The organism is Burkholderia sp. YIM B11467 (genome assembly GCF_052952715.1).
This window is the reverse complement of sequence record NZ_JBQVSQ010000012.1, coordinates 1-18,987: the sequence shown is the minus strand read 5'-3', so window position 1 is coordinate 18,987 and position 18,987 is coordinate 1. Positions and strand designations below refer to the sequence as shown.

The 18,987-nt window shown below is 68.9% G+C and carries 20 protein-coding genes and 1 pseudogene; 4 read left to right on the top strand and 17 right to left on the bottom strand.

Going from position 1 to position 18,987, the window contains the following annotated elements; genetic code table 11:
• Window positions 1-149: 149 nt before the first annotated feature.
• The 3 genes from ACTRWB_RS31165 to ACTRWB_RS31155 are packed head-to-tail and all read right to left on the bottom strand — an operon-like array spanning window position 150 to window position 2,583.
• Window positions 150-1,394 (bottom strand): NAD(P)/FAD-dependent oxidoreductase, encoded by a 1,245-nt coding sequence (locus tag ACTRWB_RS31165; RefSeq protein WP_446904112.1) that lies wholly within the window; start codon window positions 1,392-1,394, stop codon window positions 150-152.
• Entirely contained in the window at window positions 1,337-1,507 is a 171-nt protein-coding gene (locus ACTRWB_RS31160) for a rubredoxin (protein ID WP_048250728.1), read from the bottom strand. The genes ACTRWB_RS31165 and ACTRWB_RS31160 overlap by 58 nt, the downstream gene beginning before the upstream one ends.
• Window positions 1,508-1,527: 20 nt before the next feature.
• Window positions 1,528-2,583, bottom strand: coding sequence for a Rieske 2Fe-2S domain-containing protein (locus tag ACTRWB_RS31155; protein WP_446904111.1), 1,056 nt, complete (start codon window positions 2,581-2,583; stop codon window positions 1,528-1,530).
• A 264-nt stretch (window positions 2,584-2,847) separates the two neighbouring features.
• Between ACTRWB_RS31155 and ACTRWB_RS31150 the strand changes: the two genes are divergently transcribed.
• Together ACTRWB_RS31150 and ACTRWB_RS31145 are read left to right on the top strand one after the other, a co-directional pair.
• Complete coding sequence (locus ACTRWB_RS31150) at window positions 2,848-3,585, top strand: sulfite exporter TauE/SafE family protein (protein WP_446904110.1); 738 nt, start codon at window positions 2,848-2,850, stop codon at window positions 3,583-3,585.
• A gap of 80 nt (window positions 3,586-3,665) precedes the next feature.
• Window positions 3,666-4,217, top strand: a pseudogene (locus tag ACTRWB_RS31145) (amino acid permease); the annotation flags it as partial.
• A gap of 28 nt (window positions 4,218-4,245) precedes the next feature.
• Here ACTRWB_RS31145 and ACTRWB_RS31140 read toward each other — a convergent pair.
• From ACTRWB_RS31140 to ftrA, 7 genes are all read right to left on the bottom strand, one after another.
• Complete coding sequence (locus ACTRWB_RS31140) at window positions 4,246-4,824, bottom strand: NnrU family protein (protein WP_412024075.1); 579 nt, start codon at window positions 4,822-4,824, stop codon at window positions 4,246-4,248.
• A gap of 268 nt (window positions 4,825-5,092) precedes the next feature.
• Window positions 5,093-5,674, bottom strand: a complete 582-nt coding sequence (locus ACTRWB_RS31135) for a TfoX/Sxy family protein (protein WP_446904252.1) — start codon at window positions 5,672-5,674, stop codon at window positions 5,093-5,095.
• Window positions 5,671-6,780: a malate/lactate/ureidoglycolate dehydrogenase gene (locus ACTRWB_RS31130; RefSeq protein ID WP_446904109.1), complete on the bottom strand. Its 1,110-nt coding sequence runs from the start codon at window positions 6,778-6,780 to the stop codon at window positions 5,671-5,673. The genes ACTRWB_RS31135 and ACTRWB_RS31130 overlap by 4 nt, the downstream gene beginning before the upstream one ends.
• Before the next feature lie 45 nt (window positions 6,781-6,825).
• Window positions 6,826-8,280: a M20 family metallopeptidase gene (locus tag ACTRWB_RS31125; protein ID WP_446904108.1), complete on the bottom strand. Its 1,455-nt coding sequence runs from the start codon at window positions 8,278-8,280 to the stop codon at window positions 6,826-6,828.
• Between the two features lie 81 nt (window positions 8,281-8,361).
• On the bottom strand, window positions 8,362-9,432 hold the full coding sequence (locus ACTRWB_RS31120; RefSeq protein WP_446904107.1) for an NAD(P)H-dependent flavin oxidoreductase: 1,071 nt from the start codon (window positions 9,430-9,432) through the stop codon (window positions 8,362-8,364).
• Between the two features lie 55 nt (window positions 9,433-9,487).
• On the bottom strand, window positions 9,488-10,219 hold the full coding sequence (locus tag ACTRWB_RS31115) for a hypothetical protein (protein ID WP_446904106.1): 732 nt from the start codon (window positions 10,217-10,219) through the stop codon (window positions 9,488-9,490).
• Between the two features lie 54 nt (window positions 10,220-10,273).
• On the bottom strand, window positions 10,274-11,236 hold the full coding sequence (gene ftrA, locus ACTRWB_RS31110) for a transcriptional regulator FtrA (protein ID WP_129515468.1): 963 nt from the start codon (window positions 11,234-11,236) through the stop codon (window positions 10,274-10,276).
• Between the two features lie 114 nt (window positions 11,237-11,350).
• On the opposite strand from ftrA, the gene ACTRWB_RS31105 reads away from it, so the two are divergent.
• The gene (locus ACTRWB_RS31105; RefSeq protein WP_446904105.1) at window positions 11,351-11,770 is read left to right on the top strand and encodes a rhodanese-like domain-containing protein; all 420 of its coding nucleotides are present in this window, start codon (window positions 11,351-11,353) and stop codon (window positions 11,768-11,770) included.
• Between the two features lie 90 nt (window positions 11,771-11,860).
• Window positions 11,861-12,187 carry a superinfection immunity protein gene (locus tag ACTRWB_RS31100; RefSeq protein ID WP_129515470.1) on the top strand — a complete coding sequence of 109 codons (327 nt, stop codon included), beginning with the start codon at window positions 11,861-11,863 and terminating at the stop codon, window positions 12,185-12,187.
• Between the two features lie 15 nt (window positions 12,188-12,202).
• On the opposite strand, the gene ACTRWB_RS31095 is transcribed toward ACTRWB_RS31100, so the two are convergent.
• The 7 genes from ACTRWB_RS31095 to ACTRWB_RS31065 all read right to left on the bottom strand — a co-directional run bounded on the left by ACTRWB_RS31095 (window position 12,203) and on the right by ACTRWB_RS31065 (window position 18,708).
• Window positions 12,203-13,372, bottom strand: a complete 1,170-nt coding sequence (locus tag ACTRWB_RS31095; RefSeq protein WP_446904104.1) for a cytochrome P450 — start codon at window positions 13,370-13,372, stop codon at window positions 12,203-12,205.
• 100 nt (window positions 13,373-13,472) lie between these two features.
• Window positions 13,473-13,739 carry a YodC family protein gene (locus ACTRWB_RS31090; protein WP_048250743.1) on the bottom strand — a complete coding sequence of 89 codons (267 nt, stop codon included), beginning with the start codon at window positions 13,737-13,739 and terminating at the stop codon, window positions 13,473-13,475.
• Between the two features lie 344 nt (window positions 13,740-14,083).
• Complete coding sequence (locus tag ACTRWB_RS31085) at window positions 14,084-14,944, bottom strand: isocitrate lyase/PEP mutase family protein (RefSeq protein ID WP_446904103.1); 861 nt, start codon at window positions 14,942-14,944, stop codon at window positions 14,084-14,086.
• Window positions 14,945-15,100: 156 nt separating this feature from the next.
• Window positions 15,101-16,768: an ankyrin repeat domain-containing protein gene (locus tag ACTRWB_RS31080; protein WP_446904102.1), complete on the bottom strand. Its 1,668-nt coding sequence runs from the start codon at window positions 16,766-16,768 to the stop codon at window positions 15,101-15,103.
• Window positions 16,769-16,957: 189 nt separating this feature from the next.
• Window positions 16,958-17,383, bottom strand: coding sequence for a GNAT family N-acetyltransferase (locus tag ACTRWB_RS31075; RefSeq protein WP_048250748.1), 426 nt, complete (start codon window positions 17,381-17,383; stop codon window positions 16,958-16,960).
• A 55-nt stretch (window positions 17,384-17,438) separates the two neighbouring features.
• Window positions 17,439-18,299 (bottom strand): MurR/RpiR family transcriptional regulator, encoded by an 861-nt coding sequence (locus ACTRWB_RS31070; RefSeq protein WP_048250749.1) that lies wholly within the window; start codon window positions 18,297-18,299, stop codon window positions 17,439-17,441.
• A gap of 55 nt (window positions 18,300-18,354) precedes the next feature.
• On the bottom strand, window positions 18,355-18,708 hold the full coding sequence (locus ACTRWB_RS31065; protein WP_446904101.1) for a YgiW/YdeI family stress tolerance OB fold protein: 354 nt from the start codon (window positions 18,706-18,708) through the stop codon (window positions 18,355-18,357).
• Window positions 18,709-18,987 lie beyond the last annotated feature (279 nt).

Here is an 18,987-nt window from a genome sequence, read left to right as displayed (position 1 = left end):
AAACGCTCGCGGCGACGAACGGACGAGCCCGCGCACATCGTGCGGGCCGCGTCCGCGACAGGGGTCGGTCAGCGAAGGGGCTGCCTGTCGAAGGCGCACCTGGAAAAAGCGCCATTTCAGGGGCCGCGCGCAGGCGCGCGGCTATAAGGCTAGGTCGATGCGCCAGCGGTCATCGCCTTCAGCAGCGCGGCCTTTTCCGCCGTCGCCGCATCGAGCAGCGCAAAACCCGTGATGCGCCCCGACTCGGGATCCGAGCAGAGCGCGCGCGTCGAACGCGGCGCATCGCCGACTCCGATCTCGGTGGTCCAGCGGCCGCCGTCATCCGCCGTCACGACGACGGCGGGAATGGCCGGTGTCTTCACCACGACCGGCATCACCGGGAAATCCACCCGTGCCGGCGTGCCCCGCAAGCACTGCGCCAGGGCGCGCGCCGCGTGCATGATGGGCAACACGTAGGGCCGCACGCGCCCGTCGATCGCCGCGCAGTCGCCGAGCGCAAAGATGTCCGGCGCGCTGGTGCGGCACCACGCGTCGGTCACGATCCCGTCCGCGACGTCGAGCGCCGCCTCTCGCGCGAGCGCGGTTCGCGGCACGAGCCCGATCGCCGAGATCACGAGGTCCGCGTCGAGGCTCGCGCCATCCGTCAGCGCAAGCCGGTATCCGCGCACGAGACGGGCGATCGAGCGCACGCCCGCGCCGAGCCGAAGCTGTACGCCCGCGTCGCGCAGCCCATGCGCGAACACCTGTCCGGCCTCCGGCGGCAGCAGCCGCGACAGCGGCGCGTCGGCGGGATCGATCACGGTGACCGTCAGCCCCGCCGCGACCAGATCGTTCGCGAACTCGCAACCGATGAGGCCCGCGCCGAGGATCGCGACCGATCGACAGTCACTCAGTGCGCTGCGAAGCCGCGCGTAGTCGGCCAGGTCGTTGACCGGCAGCACGTCGGCCGCGCCATCCCCTTCGCAGGGCACGCGCCGCGCATCCGCGCCGGTGGCGAGGACCAGCGCGCGATAGCGCAACACCCGCGCGTCGTCGAGCACGACCTCATGCGCGTCGACGCGAATCCGCCGCACCGCGCACTGCGTCCAGATGGACGCGCGCAGTTGATCCGCCATCGTCGCCGCATCGGACATCGCAAGCTGCTCGGGCGTCTTGCGCTGCGCGAGCGCGTTCGACAGCGCCGGCTTCGAATAGAAGCTGCCGTCGTCCCGGCTGATCATCACGAGCGGCGTCTCGCCGTCGAGCTTGCGCCACTCGCGCGCCACGGTATAACCCGCGAGGCCCGTGCCGACGATGACGACGGGATCGTTCCGGTTATCCGACGTTTCTCTTATGCTCATGCGGCCACCACCTGCATGTCGAAATCGTGCTTGCCGGTCGCGCAGTCCGGACACATCCAGTCGTCGGGCACGTCTTCCCAGCGCGTGCCGGCCGCGATCCCGTGCTGCGGCAAGCCCTCGGCCTCGTCATATCGAAACCCGCAGATCACGCATTCCCAGATCTTCATCGTGTTCTCCCGTGCGGCGATCAGCGTGCGTAAGACTGACCGAGGCCCAACTCGCCGAGCGCACGCCGGTAGGCACCCGACGAGCGATCGGCCAGGATCGGCGCTTCCTGCGAACGATCAATCGGCAGATCCTCGGGACATTGCTGCTCGACGATCTCGCGATCCTCTTCGAACACCTGGCGATTGAATTCGTACACGTCGTCGAGCGGCAGGTCGTGATCGAAGTTGCGCACGATCGGCACGAACAGGCGCGTCAGTCGCGCGGAAACGGGGCTGGCCGCGTTCAGGATCGCGAGCCGGCCGCCTTCCGGAAAATGCACGGTGAGGCGCGCGAAGAACGGAACGTCGACCTCGAACACGCGCCGCCACAGAAACCCGTCGGGCGCGCGATGCTGCATCGACTTCGGAAAGTTGCTGACCGTGCTGACGTATTCGGCCCGCAACCCGTTCTCGCGCCGCTCCACCGAGTATTGCGGCACGACCGGATTGCGCCGGTCGGCAAAGCTGTCGTGATGAATCCACGCGAAGTGCGCGACGTCGATGAACCCTTCCGTCTGCCGGCCGGCCGACGCGCGAATATCGATCGACGGCGGCAGGATCTGCTGGAAACCCTCCTCGTTCCACGCGGGGAAGTCGGGCAAAGGCAGTTCCCCGCCGCCCAGCGATACCCATACGAGCCCGTACGCCTGCTGCGCCGCGAAGGTCGTCAGGCACAGGCGCTCCGGAATCGGGCCGTCGGGCTGCGACGGAATATGCTTGCACTTGCCGTCGGCCGCGTATTCGAGGCCGTGATACGGGCACACGAGCCGATCGCCGACCACCCAGCCGCGGCTCAGCGGCGCGCCCCGGTGCGGGCACACGTCGCGCGCGGCGACGATGGTGTCACCTGAGCGGAACAGCACGAGCCGCTCGTCGAGCAGCGTCACGCCGAGCGGGCGTTCGCGCACGTCGCTCGCGAACGCGACCGGATGCCAGTAGCGGCTCAGTATTTCCCAATCGCGCACGTCGAATGTGCAGTTGCGGGGCGGGACGGGCGAGCGTGACCGAGTCAACGGCACGACCTGGGTATGCGTCATTCGTGTCTCCTGGCATGAGTGGCTGTCAACGCGGCGATCGCCGAAGGTCCGGGCATAACCGCGCGGAACCCAAGATATAGAGCACGCTGCCGCGCTCCCATCGCCGGACCGCCATGTAGTCCATGTCGACGCCGGCATGGACGCGCACCGCACGCGCGTGCCGCATCGGCTTCCCGCGCCCGCGATCCTGCATTACCATCGTGCGTCCACCGCGCCTGCCCGCCTCCGGCAAGCGAGCCCAGCCACCTCCCCGCTCCCGCACCCATGCTCGCTCTCGTCATCCTCGCTGGCCTCTGGGCCGGCCTGCAGAACACCCTCGCCGGCGGCGGCTCGTTCGTCACGCTGCCCGCGCTGATCGTGTCGGGCATGTCACCCCTCGCGGCGAACATCACGTCGACGGTCGCGCTGTTTCCCGCACAAGTCACGACAGGTTGGGCAAGCCGGAACATGGTGCGCGGCGTGGGCAAGCTGTCGTTTCGCGCGATGTTCGCGATCAGCGTCGTCGGCGGCGCGCTCGGCGGGTTGCTGCTGCTGAAGACGCCTTCGTCGATCTTCTCGCACCTCGTGCCGTGGCTCGTGCTGTTCGCGACGATCGTGTTCGCGTGGGGCAGCTTTTTCCGCAAGCCGCGCGAAGGCACGGCTCACCTCGGTGCCGTCCCCGCCGCGATCTCGCAGTTCATGATCGCGATCTACGGCGGCTACTTCGGCGGCGGGCTCGGCTTCCTGATGATGGCCACGCTGACGATGGCCGGCCTGTCGCCGCGTCACGCGATGTCGACCAAGAACGCGCTCGCGGGCGTAATGAACGCATCGGCCGTCGTGCTGTTCCTGACCTCACCTCAACTGCACTGGCGCTCGGCACTCGCGCTCGGCGGTGGTGCGATCGTCGGCGGGCTGCTCGGCACGTGGGCGCTGCAGCGCGTGAACGAACGCATCCTGCGCATCGGGATCGTCTGCATCGGCGCGGTACTGACCATCGGGTTGTTCGTCAAACCGATCTGACGCACGCTCGCCGCTGCCGCCATCACGGCAATGCAGCGGCAATTGATGAGCAAACCGCAAGACGTCTTTCACATATCTCGTTCACCGGCGCGGCCGTCGCGATGAAGATCGTGCTGTTCGTGTCGTTCATGTCGGTGATGAACTCGTTCCTGTTCTCGAACTCGCGCATGGTGTTCTCGCTGAGCCAGCGCGGCCATGCGCCCGCGATGTTCGGACGCACCAACGCGAAGGGCGTGCCGATGAACGCGCTCGTGCTGTGCCTGGCGATCTGCGTGTCGATCCTCGGCGTGCATTTCGTGAGCGGCGGCGACCTGTTCCTGATGCTCGCGAAGAGCAGCGGCGCGTTCGTGATGATCGTGTGGATCTTCATCATCGCCGCGCACTTCGCGATGCGCCGGCAGACGAAGCACGATCAACGCGACCCGTCGGCGTTCCGCGCGTGGTTCTATCCGGTGTCGAACTGGGTCGCGCTGCTGGCGCTGGTCGCCGTGCTCGGGTCGCAGGCGTTCAACCCGGATTCGCGATTCCAGTTCTGGTTCACGGTATCGACGGCGCTCGCGATCGTCGCGTCGTACTTCCTGCGGCGCAGGCAGCCGTCGTTCGGGCAGGCGTCCGGCGCGAAGCTGCGCTGACCGGCGGCCGGCGGCCCGGCGTGCGCGTTCAGCCGAACGGCCGCACGCCGATCAGCCAGCCGTGCAGGAACAGCGCGAACACGGCCCAGACGACGAGTCCGCCCAGCACGGCGACGACGTCGCCCGACAGCCCGCCGGCCGGATAGCGGACACCGTCGCGGCGGTCGCGCGCACGCGACACGACGAAATCGACGATCGACCACACGAAGAACGCGCCGAACAGCACGACCGCGTGCAGCGTGCCATTCATGAGCAGGTGCGCGACCGCCCAGACCATCACGCCGGCCAGCATCGGGTGTCCGACGAGCGTCTTGATCCGGTTGCGCGGCACATACGACGCGGCGATCAGCACGAACGCGACCGCGGTCAGCACGCCCGTCAGGTGGCGCACGCCGACCGGCGACACCCACAGCTGCGTCGCGCTCTCGCGCGCGATCCCGTAGCCGCGGACGATCAGCACGAAGCCGACGATCGACGCGATCGAATAACCGGCCTTCCAGCCTTTCTCGCCGATTCGCGCGATCATCGCGGAGCGCCAGCCATCGGCGACGATCCGGATCGAGTGCACACCGAGGAAGATCGCTAAACCGAGAATCAGGACGAGCATCGGCTGTCTCCGCTGGAATGATGAGTGGGGAAGCGTTCCGCGCGGCGTACGATGCGCCGTTCGCGGGGCCGGCGGCGAGGCCGGCGCGGGTCGTGCCAGGCACCGGCGCAACCCGCGCCGATCATAAACGCCAAGGCTGCCGTTGTGAAGCATGCAGGATGTGCGGTGCGTCAAGCCTGGCGCTTTCGCGCACCCGTCGCGCGGCAATGGGCACGCCTGAAAGAAAGGAAAGGGAACGTCGCGAGGCGATCGCCTCGCAAGACCGGCGCTATGCCGGTTTGCGCTTGGCCGGGGGTTTCGATGCCGGTTTCCGCGAAGGTTTCGATGCCGCTACCGCTATCGCTTTCGGCTTCGGCGCCGGTTTTGGCGCAGGCTTCGGCGCGGATTTCGCTGCCGCCGTGGATGCCGTCTTCGGCTCCGGTTTCACCGAACGCTTCGATGTGGATTTCGGCGCCACCGCGGATCCCGTCGCCGACACCGGCTTACGGGCGGCCCTCGCCTTGCGCTTCGGCGGCCCCGCCAGCAGCGCCGCGCGATACGCGCTGCGGCACCAGTCGAACAGCGCGCCCGCGTCCTCGAGCACGTCGGCCGGCGTTTCGTAGTAGCCCTCGAGCGCTACGGTACGCGTCGGCCTTGCGTACGAGAACGGCCCCATGCCCGCCGCGACGAACGCCGGACGATTCACGTCGTCTACACGCAGGAACAGCGACCCGCGCGACATGAAGCCGAACATCACGCCATCGAGCCGCATCGCCGCCCCGCTGAAGAACCGTGCGACCTCGACCATGCCGAGCGGAGCAAGCTGGTACGCGATCTCCTCGCCGTGCGCCTTCTCCGACTGCCAGCTCACGCGGAAGCCTCGCAGCGCTGCGTCCACGCATCGAGTTCGGCGTCGTCGAAGCCGACGGCCGCCGCGCTCTCGCGAATCTGCCGCCACGTCGCACGGTCGACCGGAATGCCGCCTGCGCCACGCGCGGCGCGGCTTGCTTCCTCCGGTTCGCCGGGCACCTGCACCGGCGCATCGCCGGCCTGCGGCGACGCCTTCGCCCATGCAACGAACGCATCGGCTTCGCGCTCGGCATCTACCGCGTCGAACGCGTTCGGATCGATCAGCACCGACAGCATCCCGTTGACGATCGCGCTCGTCTTCTGCAGCGTGTCGCCATAGGTCGTATGCCCGCCCACGAGCGCGCCGCCGAAGATCTCGCACATCGCGGCCAGCGCATACCCCTTGTGCAGCCCGAACGGCAGCAGCGCGCCGAACGGCTGCTCGTGCATCACCGCCGGATCGTCGGTCGGCTGGCCGAGATGGTCGATCAGCGACCCGGCCGGCACGCGCTTGCCCTGGTTGTACGCGACGCGCGTCTTGCCGTACGCGATCGCGCTCGTCGCGAAATCGAGCAGCAGCGGCGGCTTGCCCGCACGCGGATACGCGGCGCAGAACGGATTCGTGCCGAAGCGCGGATCGGTGCCGTGCAGCGGCGCGACCAGCAGGTCGCCCGGCACATTGACGAAATGGAACGACACGAGCCCCGAGCGCGCGCACTGCTCGGCCCAGTGCCCGATGCGGCCGAGATGATGCACGTCGCGCAGCCCGATCGCGCAGATGCCCATGCGCCGCGCACGCTCGATCCCTTCGACCATCGCCTCGAACGCGATCACCTGGCCGAAGCCGCGCTCGCCGTCGATCGTCAGCACCGCGCCGCCGTCGCGGACGATCGACGCGTGCCCGTTCAGTTGCAACTGCCCTTCCCGCCACGATGCGACGTAGTTCGGGATCATCCCGATCCCATGCGAATCGTGGCCCGCGAGATTCGCGCCGACCAGGTGATCGGCGACGAGCCGCGCCTCGCGCTCGCTGCTGCCGGCCCGTTGCCAGAGTGCCGCGACGAATGCATGCAGCGGTTCGGCGCGCATGCGCAGCGGTTCGGTGTCGGGCGTCGGCAGTGCGGTCATCGGCAGGGTTCCTTCAGGTCGGATTGGGTCGGGCAGTCGCGACGATCAGCGCGCGGACGCGATCACGTCGGCAACCGCGGCCGTCAGTTTCTTCGCGTACGGCACGTGCAGGAACTCGTTCGGGCCGTGCGCATTCGACTTCGGTCCGAGCACGCCGCACACCATGAACTGCGCGGACGGGAAGCCCGCCTGCAGCACGTTCATCAGCGGGATCGTGCCGCCGAGGCCCATGTACGCGCAGTCGGCGCCGAAGTGGCGGCGCGACGCGGCGTCGAGCGACGACGCGAGCCACGGCGCGAGATCGGGTGCCGCCCAGCCGGTCGCGGCGCCCGCGTCCGGCTTGAACGTGACCTTCGCGTTGTACGGCGGATCGAGTTCGAGCAGGTCCTTCAGTTGCTGCACGGCCTGCGCGGCGTCGACGAGCGGCGGCAGGCGCAGCGACAGCTTGAATGCGGTGCGCGGACGCAGCACGTTGCCCGCATCGGCGAGCGCCGGCATGCCGGCTGCGCCCGTCACCGACAGCGACGGACGCCACGTCGAATTCAGCAGCGCCTCGCGCGGATCGGTCGTGGTCGGCAGCACCGGCTTGCCGTCCGCGCCGCACGCCCACGGCAGCCCCTTCCACACCGCGTCGCCGAGGATCGCGGCAGCCGCATCGGCTTCGCGCACACGGCTCGACGGAATCTCGCAATGGAACACGCCCGGCAGCAGGTTGCCGTTCTTCGCGTCTTCGAGGCGCTCGAACAACTGGCGCATTACGCGGAAGCTCGACGGCGCGATGCCGCCATAGACACCCGAGTGGATGCCTTCCTCGAGCACCTCGACCTGCAGGTCGCCGGACACGAGCCCGCGCAGCGACGTGGTGAGCCACATCTGGTCGTAGTTGCCGGCGCCCGAATCAAGGCACACGACGAGCGACACCTGACCGAGCCGGTCGCGCAGCGCGTCGACGTACGGCAGCAGGTCGTAGCTGCCCGATTCCTCGCAGGTTTCGATCAGGCCGACGCAGCGCGGCCGCTCGATACCCTGCTCGTCGAGCGCGCCGAGCGCCGCGAGGCTCGCGTAGATCGCATAACCGTCGTCCGCGCCGCCGCGGCCGTACAGCTTGCCGTTCTCGAACTTCGGCGTCCACGGGCCGAGGTCCGCGCGCCAGCCGTCGAATTCGGGCTGCTTGTCGAGGTGGCCGTACAGCAGGATCGTGTCGGTGCTGCCCGAGCGCGTGGCCGGCGATTCGAAGAAGATCACCGGCGTGCGGCCCGGCAGGCGCACGATCTCGAGCTTCAGGCCCTTCACGGGCTGCCGTTCGGCCCACTGCGCGGCGTCGGTGACGACGCGCTCGAGATAACCGCGCTTCGCCCAATCGGGGTCGAACGCGGGACTCTTCGCGGGGATCGCGATGTAGTCGGTCAGTGCGTGGAGGATTTCATCGTTCCACTTGCGCTCGATGAAGGTAACGAGCTTGTCATGGTCGAGGACGGGGGTAGTGTCAACGGAGGTCATGATGGGGGTGCCTGGATCGGGCTGACGAAAACCCAGATCATACGCCGATGCTTCCGCTCCGGCGCCCCCTGCCCTGGCCGTTCAGACCGCCTGCGGGAACGCGTCGCGCAGCCCCGCTGCGCACGCCAGCGCGTCGTCCCACAAGCGCCGCGTCAGCGCGCCGGCATCCTCTTCGCGCGCGAGCGCCGCGGCCTCGCCCGACCACAGCAGCGAGAAATCGTCGCGGCCCTGCCGCTCGAACGCGCCACGCAGCGGATCGACCGCGGCCGTCGCGAGCGGGAACGCGGGCGCGAGCGCGCTCATCGGCCCTTGCTCGCGCATGAAGCGCGTCAGCAGCCCGCGCGCGGGCCGGCCCGTGTACAGGTTGGTCACGCGCGTGCCGTCGTCGCGCGCGGCGCGCACCGCCGCGCGATGCTGCGCCGAGCGGCCGGCCTGCGGCGTCAGCAGGTAGCCCGTGCCGATCTGCACCGCACGCGCGCCGAGTGCGAACGCGGCCGCGATGCCGCGCCCGTCGGCGATCGCGCCGGCCGCGATCACCGGCGCGCGCACCGCGTCGACGATCTGCGGCAGCAACGCGAACAGGCCCGGTTGCGCGTGGATGTCGTCGGTCAGGAACATCCCGCGGTGGCCGCCGGCTTCCGCGCCCTGCGCGACGATCGCATCGACACCGCGCGCATCGAGCCAGCGCGCTTCCTCGACGGTCGTCGCGGATGAAACGACTAGCGCGCCGGTGCAGCGCACGCGCTCGAGCAACGTGTCGTCCGGCAGCCCGAAATGGAAGCTCACGACGGCCGGCCGCAAGTCCTCGACGACCGCGCACATCGCATCGTCGAACGGCGCGCGGCCGGGGCCGCCCTTCACGTCGGCCGGATCGAGCCCGGCTTCCGCGTAGTAGCCGGCGAGCGCCGCGCGCCAGCGCGCGTCGACCTCTGCGTCGGGCGCCGGCGGCGTGTGGCAGAAGAAATTCACGTTGAACGGCGCGGACGTGCGTGCCCGAATCGCCGCGATCTCGTCGCGCAGTTGCTGCGGGCCGAGCGCCGCGCACGCGAGCGAGCCGAGCCCGCCGGCTTCGCACACCGCAATCGCGAGCGGGCTCAGCGAACCGACCATCGGGGCCTGGATCAGCGGCAAACGGGAAGGCAGCATCGTCATCGGAGTCCTTGTTCGGAATGAATGGTTATCGGTTATCGCGAGCGCCGGCGGCCGTTCAGGCGGCCGGTTGTCCCGGCAGCTGGCCGACCCACGCGGCAAGCTGCGCTTCGCCTTCTTCGTCGAGCTTGCCGTTGAGCGCGCCGTACCACGGTGCGATCGCGTCGGCCGGCTGCGTGGCCTTCAGGATCTCCAGGCTCTTCTCGAGGAACGACGGGAAAAACGGAATGCCGCGCATGTAGAGGAACGTCGAATCGGTGATGTGTACCTGGCCGTACACGTCGCGCATCCACGCGATATGCGGCAGCGCGTCGTAAAGATGGCCGCTTTGCATCAGCGCGGAGATGAAGTTCACGCGCGCGGCGACATCCGACTGCTCGTGCGTTTCATGATTGATCTCGGCGGCCTTCTGCATCCACGCTTCGCCGCGCTTGACCTCACCGCACATCACCGATGTCGTCGCGAGCTGCACCGCGTTGTGCGCGCTCGGCTCCTGTTCGAACAACGCGAGCCAGTGCGGGAAGGCGTCGTCATACCGGTCCATCGCCGAATACGCGAGCGCGCAGAGCCGCGCCGCATCGGCGAGACGCTCGGCGTACGGCGCGGCGATCGCAATCGCGGCCTCGTGCCGGCCGGCCTGGTAGGCCGCCAGCGCGGGCACGAGTTCGGGTGCGATGTCGGGGCCGTTTTGCTCGTTCTGCTCACCCTGATCGCCAGTCGAAGGCGCCTGAGGTGCCGACGACGCTTCGTCGCGCGATTTCTTTCCGAACAGCTTTCCGAACAAGCCCATGATGTTTTTTTCCTTTTGTTGTCGTGCCCGAACGGCCCCGTTCGGCGCCCGTCATTATCTTTCGCCGCGACCCATCCCGCGCCGGTAGGCGGCCGGGCTCGTCGCCGCGACGCGCCGGAAATGCCGGCGCAGCGATTCCTCCGACCCGAACCCCGCGCGCGCCGCGATCTGTGCGAGCGACAGTGCGGGTTGCGCTTCCAGCATGTCCTTCGCGACATTCACGCGCTCGCGGATCAGCCACGCGAGCGGCGACATCCCCGTCGCGTCCGCGAACTGGCGCTGCAGCGTGCGCGTGCTCATCGCGGCCTGCGCGGCGAGCGACGCGAGCGTGTGCGGCTCGGCCGCGTGCACGCGCATCCAGTCGATCAGTTTCGCGAGCCGGTCGCTGCCGCCCGGCGCGACCGGCCGCGGCACGAACTGCGCCTGGCCGCCGTCGCGATGCGGCGGCAGCACGAGGCGCTGCGCGACACGGTTCGCGATGGCGCCGCCGTAATCGCGGCGCACCAGATGCAGCAGCATGTCGAGCCCCGCCGCCGAACCGGCCGACGTGACGATCTGCCCTTCGTCGACGTAAAGCGCATCGGGATTCACGCGCAGCGCCGGATAACGTGCCTGCAGGCGCTCCGCGTAACGCCAGTGCGTCGTCACGGTGAGGCCGTCGAGCACGCCGGCCGCCGCCAGCACGAACACGCCCGAACAGATCGAGCAGAGCCGCGCGCCGCGCCGATGCGCGGCCCGCAGTTTCTTCAGCAACGGCTCCGGCGGCAGTTCGTCCGGATCGCGCCAGCCGGGAATCACGATGGTATCCGCGCGATCGAGCGTCGCGAGCCGGTACGGCGCGGCGACCGTGATGCCGCCCGCCGCGCGCACGGGCCCCGGCTCGCTCGCGCATACCGCGAAGCGATACCAGTCGACGCCGAGCTCGGGACGCTCGAGTGCGAACAGTTCGACCACGCAGCCGAATTCGAAGGTGCAGAGGCGATCGTAGGCGAGCGCGACGACGAGATGATTGTGCATGGCGCGATGTTACCGGAACTTGTCGATCGCGCCACTGCCGCAAAACACGCCGAACCGCGATACTGCCCTTCATGACGGCGCCTTCCGCGCCCTTTTGACCCGGAGAACCTGCCCATGTCTTACGTCACCGACGTGCCCGCCGCCGACAGCCCCGCCGCCCTCGCGCATTTCGAGGCGTCGCTGCGATTCGAGACCGATTGCTGGGACGTGCACGACGCGCTCGCGTCCGGCGCACCCGATTTCGTGCTGCTCGACGTGCGCGGCCCCGACCAGTTCGCGGCCGGCCATGTGCCCGGCGCACGCAACCTGCCGCGCCGCAAGATCATCGAGAGCAAGCTCGCCGGCTATCCGGCCGGCACGTTGTTCGTCGTCTACTGCGCGGGCCCGCACTGCAACGGCGCCGCGCGCGCGGCGATCCAGCTCGCGCGCCTCGGCCGGCCGGTCAAGCTGATGATCGGCGGCATAACGGGCTGGCTCGACGAAGGGTTCATCCTGAGCAACGATGAGCAGCTGGAGGACGCTGAAGCCGGCTGATCGTGATTAAAAACGCAACAATCAATTGCCGGCACACGAACGGAAAAAGCGCGACAATCGGCTCCATTGCAGTTCGGACGGAGCAGCACCATGCAGAACGCAGTCCTGATTCAAGCAGTGGGTTCGGTTGTCGCGATCGCGCTCTATTTTCTGCCTGCCATCATTGCCGACCGGCGCGGCCGGCGCGACAAGCTGACGATCGCGCTGTTCAACGCGCTGTTCGCGTGGACGGGCATCGGCTGGTTGATGACGCTGTACTGGGCATGCCAGCCGAACCCGCAAGCCGACGTCGCGCAGACGATCATCGCGAAGCGTCGCGGCATCAGCATGCGCACCTTCTCGACCGGCCTCGTCGAACGCGTGCAACGCCGCGTCGCCGCCCAGGAGCAATGGGCGGAGAAACAAGGCTGCCGTTAAGTCCCTCTTTCCCCTTCACCGCGCCGCGTCGAACATCGGCATCCTGACGTTGGTCGACGTGCGGTAATGCCACGCCAGCCGGTCGCGCGGCGCCCAGCCGCCCGCGCGCAGCCACGCCCCGAACGCCCCCGTCGTCACCGCCCGCGCGATCCGCTCGCCCGGACAGCCGTGCGGCCCCGTGCCGAAACCGAAATTCGGCCCGGCCGCGCGGCCCGGCATCAGCCGGTGCGGATCGCGATGCACGGCCGGGTCGCGGTTCGCCGCGGCGAGCACGACGAGAATCGCGTCGCCGGCTTCGACGGTCACGCCTTCGATCGTCGTGCGCGCCGCAACGAAGCGGCGCGTGTTCTGTACCGGCGAATCGAAACGTCCCACTTCGGCAACGAACGCGTCGAGCGTCGCGTCGTCCGGCGCGACGCGCGTAGCTTGCGCTTCCCCGTCCCATGCCACCAGCGCATTGCCGAGCCACGCGGCCGTCGCTTCGCAGGTCTGCGACAGCAACCCGACGAGATTCGCGACCAGCGCGCCGCTCGCCTGCCAGCCCGACGCGCGGGCCGCCTGCTGCACCGCGGCGACCAGCGTGCCGTCGTGCGCGTGCGTCTGAGCAACGCGCTCCGTCATCCGGTCGAGCAGTTGCCGCGCAGCGTCGCTCGCGCGGGCCAGCGCCGCGGCGTCCGACAGCGGCGACAGCGCGGCGACGAAGTCGACGACCTGCGCCGCGATGTCGTCGAGCTGCGTCTCGTCGAAGCCGAGCAGATCGGCGACCGCGCAGACGGGCAGCGTCATGCACCACGCGTTCAGCGCGTCGGCGTCGCCCGGCGCCGGCAACCGCCGTGCGGCCAGTTGCGCGGCGCGGATGCGCAGCGCATCCGTGTCGATCGGCGCGAACGCGGTGCGCAGCGCCTGTTTCGGCACGTCGTGCCGCGACGCGCCGTCGTTCATGCGCACCAGCTCGCCGAACAGCGCACCGGCCGTCGTGCCGCGCAACGCGGGTGGCACGGGCGCGTCCAGCGGACGCACGCGGCACACGGGATGGCCAAGCACGGCCGTCACGGCCGCCGCGCGGCTCGCGACCCACAGGCCGAGCGTCGCGTCGAACGCGAGCGGCGGCCCGTCGACGAGCGCTGCGTAGTAGGGATAGGGATCGCGGTGCGTCACCGCGGCAATGGGATCGGTCGGGTTCATGCGTGCAGTATCGGCGCAACGCGCCGCCTCATGTTTCGGGCTGGCGTGAAATGTCGTGGCGCGGGCGCCGCGCACTGCCGCACGCTGTGACCGGCCGACGTCAGGCAGCCGACCGATAGCGATGCGACTGCATGCGCATCCGGACGCGCCCGGCCGAAATCGCGCGCGGCTCGGGCACGACCGTGTCGTGATGGAACATTTCCTGCCGGAACTCGCCGCTTTCGTCGAACCACTGGCAGATCAGCCAGTCGGCGTCGTCGAACACGACCGGCCCGGCATAGGTGACGGTCATGCGCGGCCCGCCGGTTTTCAGCGTCACGACATCGCCGACGCGAAACCCGACACGCTGATTTTCTCGGATCGTCATCGTTCTCTCAATTTTTTATATATTGAATATATTGATATTCCCGGCAACTCATCGACCGGTCGTTCGACGTGCGGCAGATTATCAATCAAAAAAATAACCGGCAACTCCCGCGCACAAAAAACGCGTCGCCCGGGAAAATGTAACAATACGCCGCACCGGCACGCGCGGCGAAAGGCAATCGCCAGGTCCGGCGCGGCTTGCGCGCCGGTTCCGGGTGAACCGGAGAAATGCGGAGAATAAACGATGGTTTTCGCGCCGTCATTGCCATTTAATTCGGACGCGAAATCGGTTGATTATTGTCAATCAACGTTTCGACTGGAAACGATCCCACCTTTTATTTGTCGTCATTCACCGAACAAAACCGGTGAATTATCGGGCGCCGCGAACCAGCGATTGAGTTCTCGACCCGGCACGGCCGCTTGCGAAAACGTAAACGTGCCGTCGCGCGCCATCTCCATCGCGGCACGCAGGAACGCACCGAGCGCGGCCCGCGCCAGCGCGCCGCCGACGCTGACGCGCTTCACGCCGAGTGCCGCCAGCGCATCGAGGCTCAGCAAGCCACCCTGCAATCCCATGACGACGTTCACGGGCGCGCCGACCGCCTGCGTCACCGCCGCGATCTCGTCGGCATCGGTGATGCCCGGCGCGTACAGCACGTCGGCGCCCGCGTCGCGATAGGCGACCAGCCGCGCGATCGTGTCGGCGAGGTCGCGGCGGCCATGCAGGTAGTTTTCGCAGCGCGCGGTCAGCGTGAACGGAAACGGCAGCGCGCGCGCCGCGTCGACGGCCGCCGCGATGCGCTCGATCGCCGCTTCGCGCGCGTAGATCGGCGCATCGGCACGGCCCGTCGCATCCTCGATCGAGCCGCCGACCGCGCCGGCCTCGGCCGCCAGCCGGATCGTTTCGGCTACCGTTGCGGGTGCGTCGCCGAAGCCGTTCTCGAGATCGGCGCTCACGGGCAGGCCGCCCGCGGCGACGAGATCGGCGATGTGATCGAGCATCGCGTCGCGGTCGATCGCATTGTCGGGCTGCCCTTTCGAAAACGCGTAGCCGGCACTCGTGGTGGCGAGCGCCTCGAAGCCGGCCATCGCGAGCAGGCGGGCGGTGCCGGCATCCCACGGATTCGGGATGATGAACGCGCCGGGGCGCGTGTGCAGTGCGCGGAAAGCTTCGGCTTGGCGGGCTTGAAGGTCGGAACGGGTCATCGTGGACTCCCGGAAGGTGTTGACGGGTGAGCTTACGCCGGTCGTGCACGCGACGTTTCAGCGATGGCCGAAATGTCGTCGCACGACAGGAAAAATCTCGCGGCCGGCCACGCGCGGGCAGGTATCACCGCCTGCCCGCTGTCCAGCCGCTGTCATTCACTTCGATGCGGGCTGCCCGTCGTCAATGCCGAGCAACACGTCGGTGACGGCTTCGGAGAACCGCATCGCGCGGCCATCGATCAGCACGCCGTCCGGATCCGACGGATCCCGCGCGGCTTGCGGCACGCCGTGCGCGACCAGCACGCGCGCGCAGGCTTCCCAGTCGGGATGGCCGACGCCCTCCGGTTCGTTGACGGACGCCCACGACAGCGTGCCGAGCGCATCGCTCCCGAACCCGTGCGTTTCGCGCCAGCTTGCGCCGTGTTCGAGCAGGAACGCCAGCAACGCCGCGTCGCCGCGGAACACGGCCTGATTCAGCGCGCTCGCGTACCAGTCGCCACCCCGCGCGGCGATCGGCCAGCCCAGTTCGACCATGACCTTCACCGCGTCGCCCGAGCCCCACGCGGCGGCGTCGGGCAGCAACCGCAGCCGGTCGTCGGGCAGCACGCCGGGCAATTCGGGATGCCGCGCCTGGATGCGCCGCGCGGCGTCGGCGTCGGCACGCGCGCAGGCCGCCACGAACGCGTCTTCCGCGCTGAGCGTCTCCTCCGCGCCGGCCGCGCGCAGCAACGCCGCGACGTCGGGCAGCCCGGTCTGCATGGCCAGCCGGTACGCACTGACGCCTGCCACCGTCCGCGCGCCCGGATCGGCGCCGGCCGCCAGCAGCGCGGCGATATGGCGCGCCGAGCAGCGCACGGCGATCGCCCGCAACAACGGCGCGCCCCACATCTTCGTCGGCCCCTCGCCGGCCGGTTCGTTCGGATCGCCGCCATGCGCGAGCACCAGTTCGAGCGCGGCCGCGTCGCGCATGTCGAGCGCCCTCCGCACCGCGTTCGTCCCGCCCACCCGCGCGCCGTGCTCGAGCAGCCGCCGCGTGCACGCCGGGTTCTCCAGCGAGTGATACAGCGATTCGCCGTCGTTCGGGTCGGCGCCGGCTTCCAGCAGCAGGGTCGTGAGCACCGGATCGCGATTGACGCCGGCAGCGCCATACAGCGCTGACAGCGGGCCCGACTCGTCGGGCGCGGCGAGCGAAGCCGGCGGGAACCGGTTGCCGATCCGCTGGTTCGGGTCGGCGCCGGCATCGAGCAGAAGGCGCGCGCAGGCGCGCAGCCTGACGGCAAACTCGGGGATCTGCCCGAGCCGCGAGTGCGTGACGGCGACCAGCGGCGGCAGATTCAGCGCGCCGCCGGCGCGCGCGATCCAGCCGGGATCGGCGGCCAGGGCCGCCTGCACCGCGTCGAGATCGCCCGCCGCGCACGCGATGGTCGGATCGCCCGACACGAGGTCGGGCTGGTCGCGCAGCAATTGCGCGGCGACGCGCGGCCGGGCCGCGCCGAAGCCGCCGGTCACATCGCCACCGTATGCGAGATCGAGCCAGCGCCGGATCAGCAGCGAGCGCTGCTGCCGCGCCAGCGCATGCGTTTCGACGAACGCGCCGAGATCGGCCCACGACGCGAAGCCGTACTCGCGCGCAATGCACGACTGCGCGTCGTGCAGGCGAAGCCCGAGCGCGCGCACTTCGGCGTGCGTGCGGTTCGCGGCGGCGGGGAGAAACCGGACAAAGCGTTCGACGGCTTGCGCGTCGCCCTGCCGGTACAGGCGCAACAATGCCTTGGCCTGCTTTTTCAGATGTTCGGGATTGGCCCTGGGGGGCAGCGTGTTCATGCGGATCCTCGTGCGGAAATGGCCGAAGGTCCGCAATACCGCCAGCACAAAGGATGGGGAAAGACTGGATTTGCTGCGACAGGTGGGTTCAACCCTTTCCGCGGACCCGGAAGCGACCTGCATCGCTGACCGGTATCCTAGGCGACGGCCGGTGACATCGTCAACCGTGCCGCGCAGCGGCGGCGCCGCTCAACCCGCGAGCTTCTTCGTCAGGAAAATGCGCGTGTGCCCGACCGGATAATCCGGCAGCTCGCCGAAGCGGACATAACCGCGCTTCTCGTAGAAAGGCCGCGCCTGGAAGTCGAACGTGTCGAGCCACGCGCTATGGCAGCCGCGTGCGACGGCCTCCGTTTCGGCCAGATCCATGATGCGCGTGCCGGCGCCCTGGCCACGCGCTGCCTCGGGCACCACGAGCAGGTCGACGTGCAGCCAGCCGAACGCCGTGCCGCCCCACAGGCCGCCGACCACCGAGCCGTCCGCGTCGGTCACCAGCACGGCCAGCGGACGGAAGTCGTTCGGGCCGGCCTGGCTTTCGTTGAAACGCACGAGCGGCGCGACGATCTGCTTGCGCATGTTCGCATCGCCCGCGTCGGTCACTTCGTATGTGAACGTCATCGGATGGTTCGGATTGAATCGTGAACGGGAAACGGCCGAAGCCGTGGGTACCGCGTCAAACGACGTAAGCGCCCTTCGCGTGCAGCTCCGCTTCCGTGCGCTCGAGCGCCGCGACCGCATCGCTGCCTTCGAGCGCCAGCAACTGCGCGACCAGCGCCTCGGTCATCGCATGCGCGGCCACCAGCGACGGAAAGAACGACGGGCTGTCGTGCGTGAAGATCAGTTGCGCGTCCGCATGCAGCGCGATCGGCGACACCGCGCTGTCGGTGATCGCGACGATCCGGCTGCCCTGCGCCTTCGCGGCCTGCGCGACGCGCGTCGCTTCCGCCGAATACGGCGCGAAGCTGATGACCACGGTCACGCTCTGTTTCGCGATCGTCCGCAGCTCCATTTCGAGCGAGCCGGCGACGCCGTTGAGCAGCGACACGGTCGGACGGAACAGCCGGTAGCCGTACACGAAGCCGAACGCGACCGGATAACACGAGCGAAACCCCGCGACATGCACGTGCGACGCCTTGCGGATCAGCTTGGCCGCGTCCGCGAGCGCGTGCTCGTTCTGCGCGGCGGTGGCCGACAGGTTGTGCTGCTGCGCGGCGAGCAGGTCGTGCGCGAGCGACGCCTTCGCGTCGGGCCGCACGAGCGAGCGCGCCCGCTGCGTGAGCGGCTCGGGGCGCGTGCGCACGCGCGCGACGCACAGGTCGCGCAGCTCGTTCCAGCCGGGGAAGCCGAATTGCTGCGCGAGCCGCACGAGCGACGCGGGCTGCACCTGCGCGCGCTGCGCGACCTTGCGCATCGACGACGTGGCGACTTCGTCGGGATGATCGAGCAGGAAAGCGGCGCCCGCCTGGAATTGCGGGCTCAGCTCGGAAAATTGCGCCCGGATCCGGGACGCGAGTTCGTCGAAATTGTCGGCCATCTTGGTGGGAGCGGGAACCGGTCGTCCATGTTATCACCGGCCCCGCGCGCATCGGTCAGCGCAGCACTTCGACGTGATCGGCGTCCACCTTCACCTTGCCCGACCACTTGCGCTCGAACTCGCCGGTCAGCTTCACCTCGTTCTTGTCGTTGACGGGCTGCCCGGCCGCCCACAGCTTGTCGTCGATCTCGACGCGGATCGTGCCGGTCGCGTCGGCGAACTCGTAGTCCTCGCCGCCGGCATGCTTGACGATGCGCCCCTGCAACTGCACGTGCTGGTCGTCCTTGCCGTTCGCGAGCAGTTCCTTCACGGTCGTCGTGGTCAGCGTCGACGGCCCGGTATATTCCGCGTAGACGGCGGCGGGCAGCACGGCGAGCGCCACGGCCAGGATTCTCGTCAGGTGTTTCATGGTGTTGTTCCTCCGGTTTTGGTCGTATGCCGCGCTCCCGTTGAACGCGACGGCCCGAGATTACGGAGCGTAAGATTAAGCAAACCTGAAGAACGTCCGACGCGGCACGCGGCCGTGTCGATACGGTGCGCCAACGCACGGAGGTGCCCGTGTTTAAGCTCCCGCTAAGGCACGCCCGCTTATCATTAGGGTCTGTTTACATAGGGAACGTGCATGCGTTGCCACGAGAACGGCCGCTCGCGAGGCGCGCGACGCTGCGAATACTGGACGTATTCGCAA

Excerpts from the sequence above, each read along its gene's own strand:
- ACTRWB_RS31095 (WP_446904104.1), bottom strand. The coding sequence starts at position 13,372 with ATGAACCCGACCGATCCCATTGCCGCGGTGACGCACCGCGATCCCTAT.
- ftrA (WP_129515468.1), bottom strand. The coding sequence starts at position 11,236 with ATGCACAATCATCTCGTCGTCGCGCTCGCCTACGATCGCCTCTGCACC.
- ACTRWB_RS31070 (WP_048250749.1), bottom strand. The coding sequence starts at position 18,299 with ATGGCCGACAATTTCGACGAACTCGCGTCCCGGATCCGGGCGCAATTT.
- ACTRWB_RS31105 (WP_446904105.1), top strand. The coding sequence starts at position 11,351 with ATGTCTTACGTCACCGACGTGCCCGCCGCCGACAGCCCCGCCGCCCTC.
- ACTRWB_RS31150 (WP_446904110.1), top strand. The coding sequence starts at position 2,848 with ATGCTCGCTCTCGTCATCCTCGCTGGCCTCTGGGCCGGCCTGCAGAAC.
- ACTRWB_RS31075 (WP_048250748.1), bottom strand. The coding sequence starts at position 17,383 with ATGACGTTCACATACGAAGTGACCGACGCGGGCGATGCGAACATGCGC.
- ACTRWB_RS31125 (WP_446904108.1), bottom strand. The coding sequence starts at position 8,280 with ATGACCTCCGTTGACACTACCCCCGTCCTCGACCATGACAAGCTCGTT.
- ACTRWB_RS31065 (WP_446904101.1), bottom strand. The coding sequence starts at position 18,708 with ATGAAACACCTGACGAGAATCCTGGCCGTGGCGCTCGCCGTGCTGCCC.
- ACTRWB_RS31130 (WP_446904109.1), bottom strand. The coding sequence starts at position 6,780 with ATGACCGCACTGCCGACGCCCGACACCGAACCGCTGCGCATGCGCGCC.
- ACTRWB_RS31120 (WP_446904107.1), bottom strand. The coding sequence starts at position 9,432 with ATGACGATGCTGCCTTCCCGTTTGCCGCTGATCCAGGCCCCGATGGTC.
- ACTRWB_RS31155 (WP_446904111.1), bottom strand. The coding sequence starts at position 2,583 with ATGACGCATACCCAGGTCGTGCCGTTGACTCGGTCACGCTCGCCCGTC.
- ACTRWB_RS31090 (WP_048250743.1), bottom strand. The coding sequence starts at position 13,739 with ATGACGATCCGAGAAAATCAGCGTGTCGGGTTTCGCGTCGGCGATGTC.
- ACTRWB_RS31160 (WP_048250728.1), bottom strand. The coding sequence starts at position 1,507 with ATGAAGATCTGGGAATGCGTGATCTGCGGGTTTCGATATGACGAGGCC.
- ACTRWB_RS31140 (WP_412024075.1), bottom strand. The coding sequence starts at position 4,824 with ATGCTCGTCCTGATTCTCGGTTTAGCGATCTTCCTCGGTGTGCACTCG.
- ACTRWB_RS31100 (WP_129515470.1), top strand. The coding sequence starts at position 11,861 with ATGCAGAACGCAGTCCTGATTCAAGCAGTGGGTTCGGTTGTCGCGATC.
- ACTRWB_RS31080 (WP_446904102.1), bottom strand. The coding sequence starts at position 16,768 with ATGAACACGCTGCCCCCCAGGGCCAATCCCGAACATCTGAAAAAGCAG.
- ACTRWB_RS31085 (WP_446904103.1), bottom strand. The coding sequence starts at position 14,944 with ATGACCCGTTCCGACCTTCAAGCCCGCCAAGCCGAAGCTTTCCGCGCA.
- ACTRWB_RS31115 (WP_446904106.1), bottom strand. The coding sequence starts at position 10,219 with ATGGGCTTGTTCGGAAAGCTGTTCGGAAAGAAATCGCGCGACGAAGCG.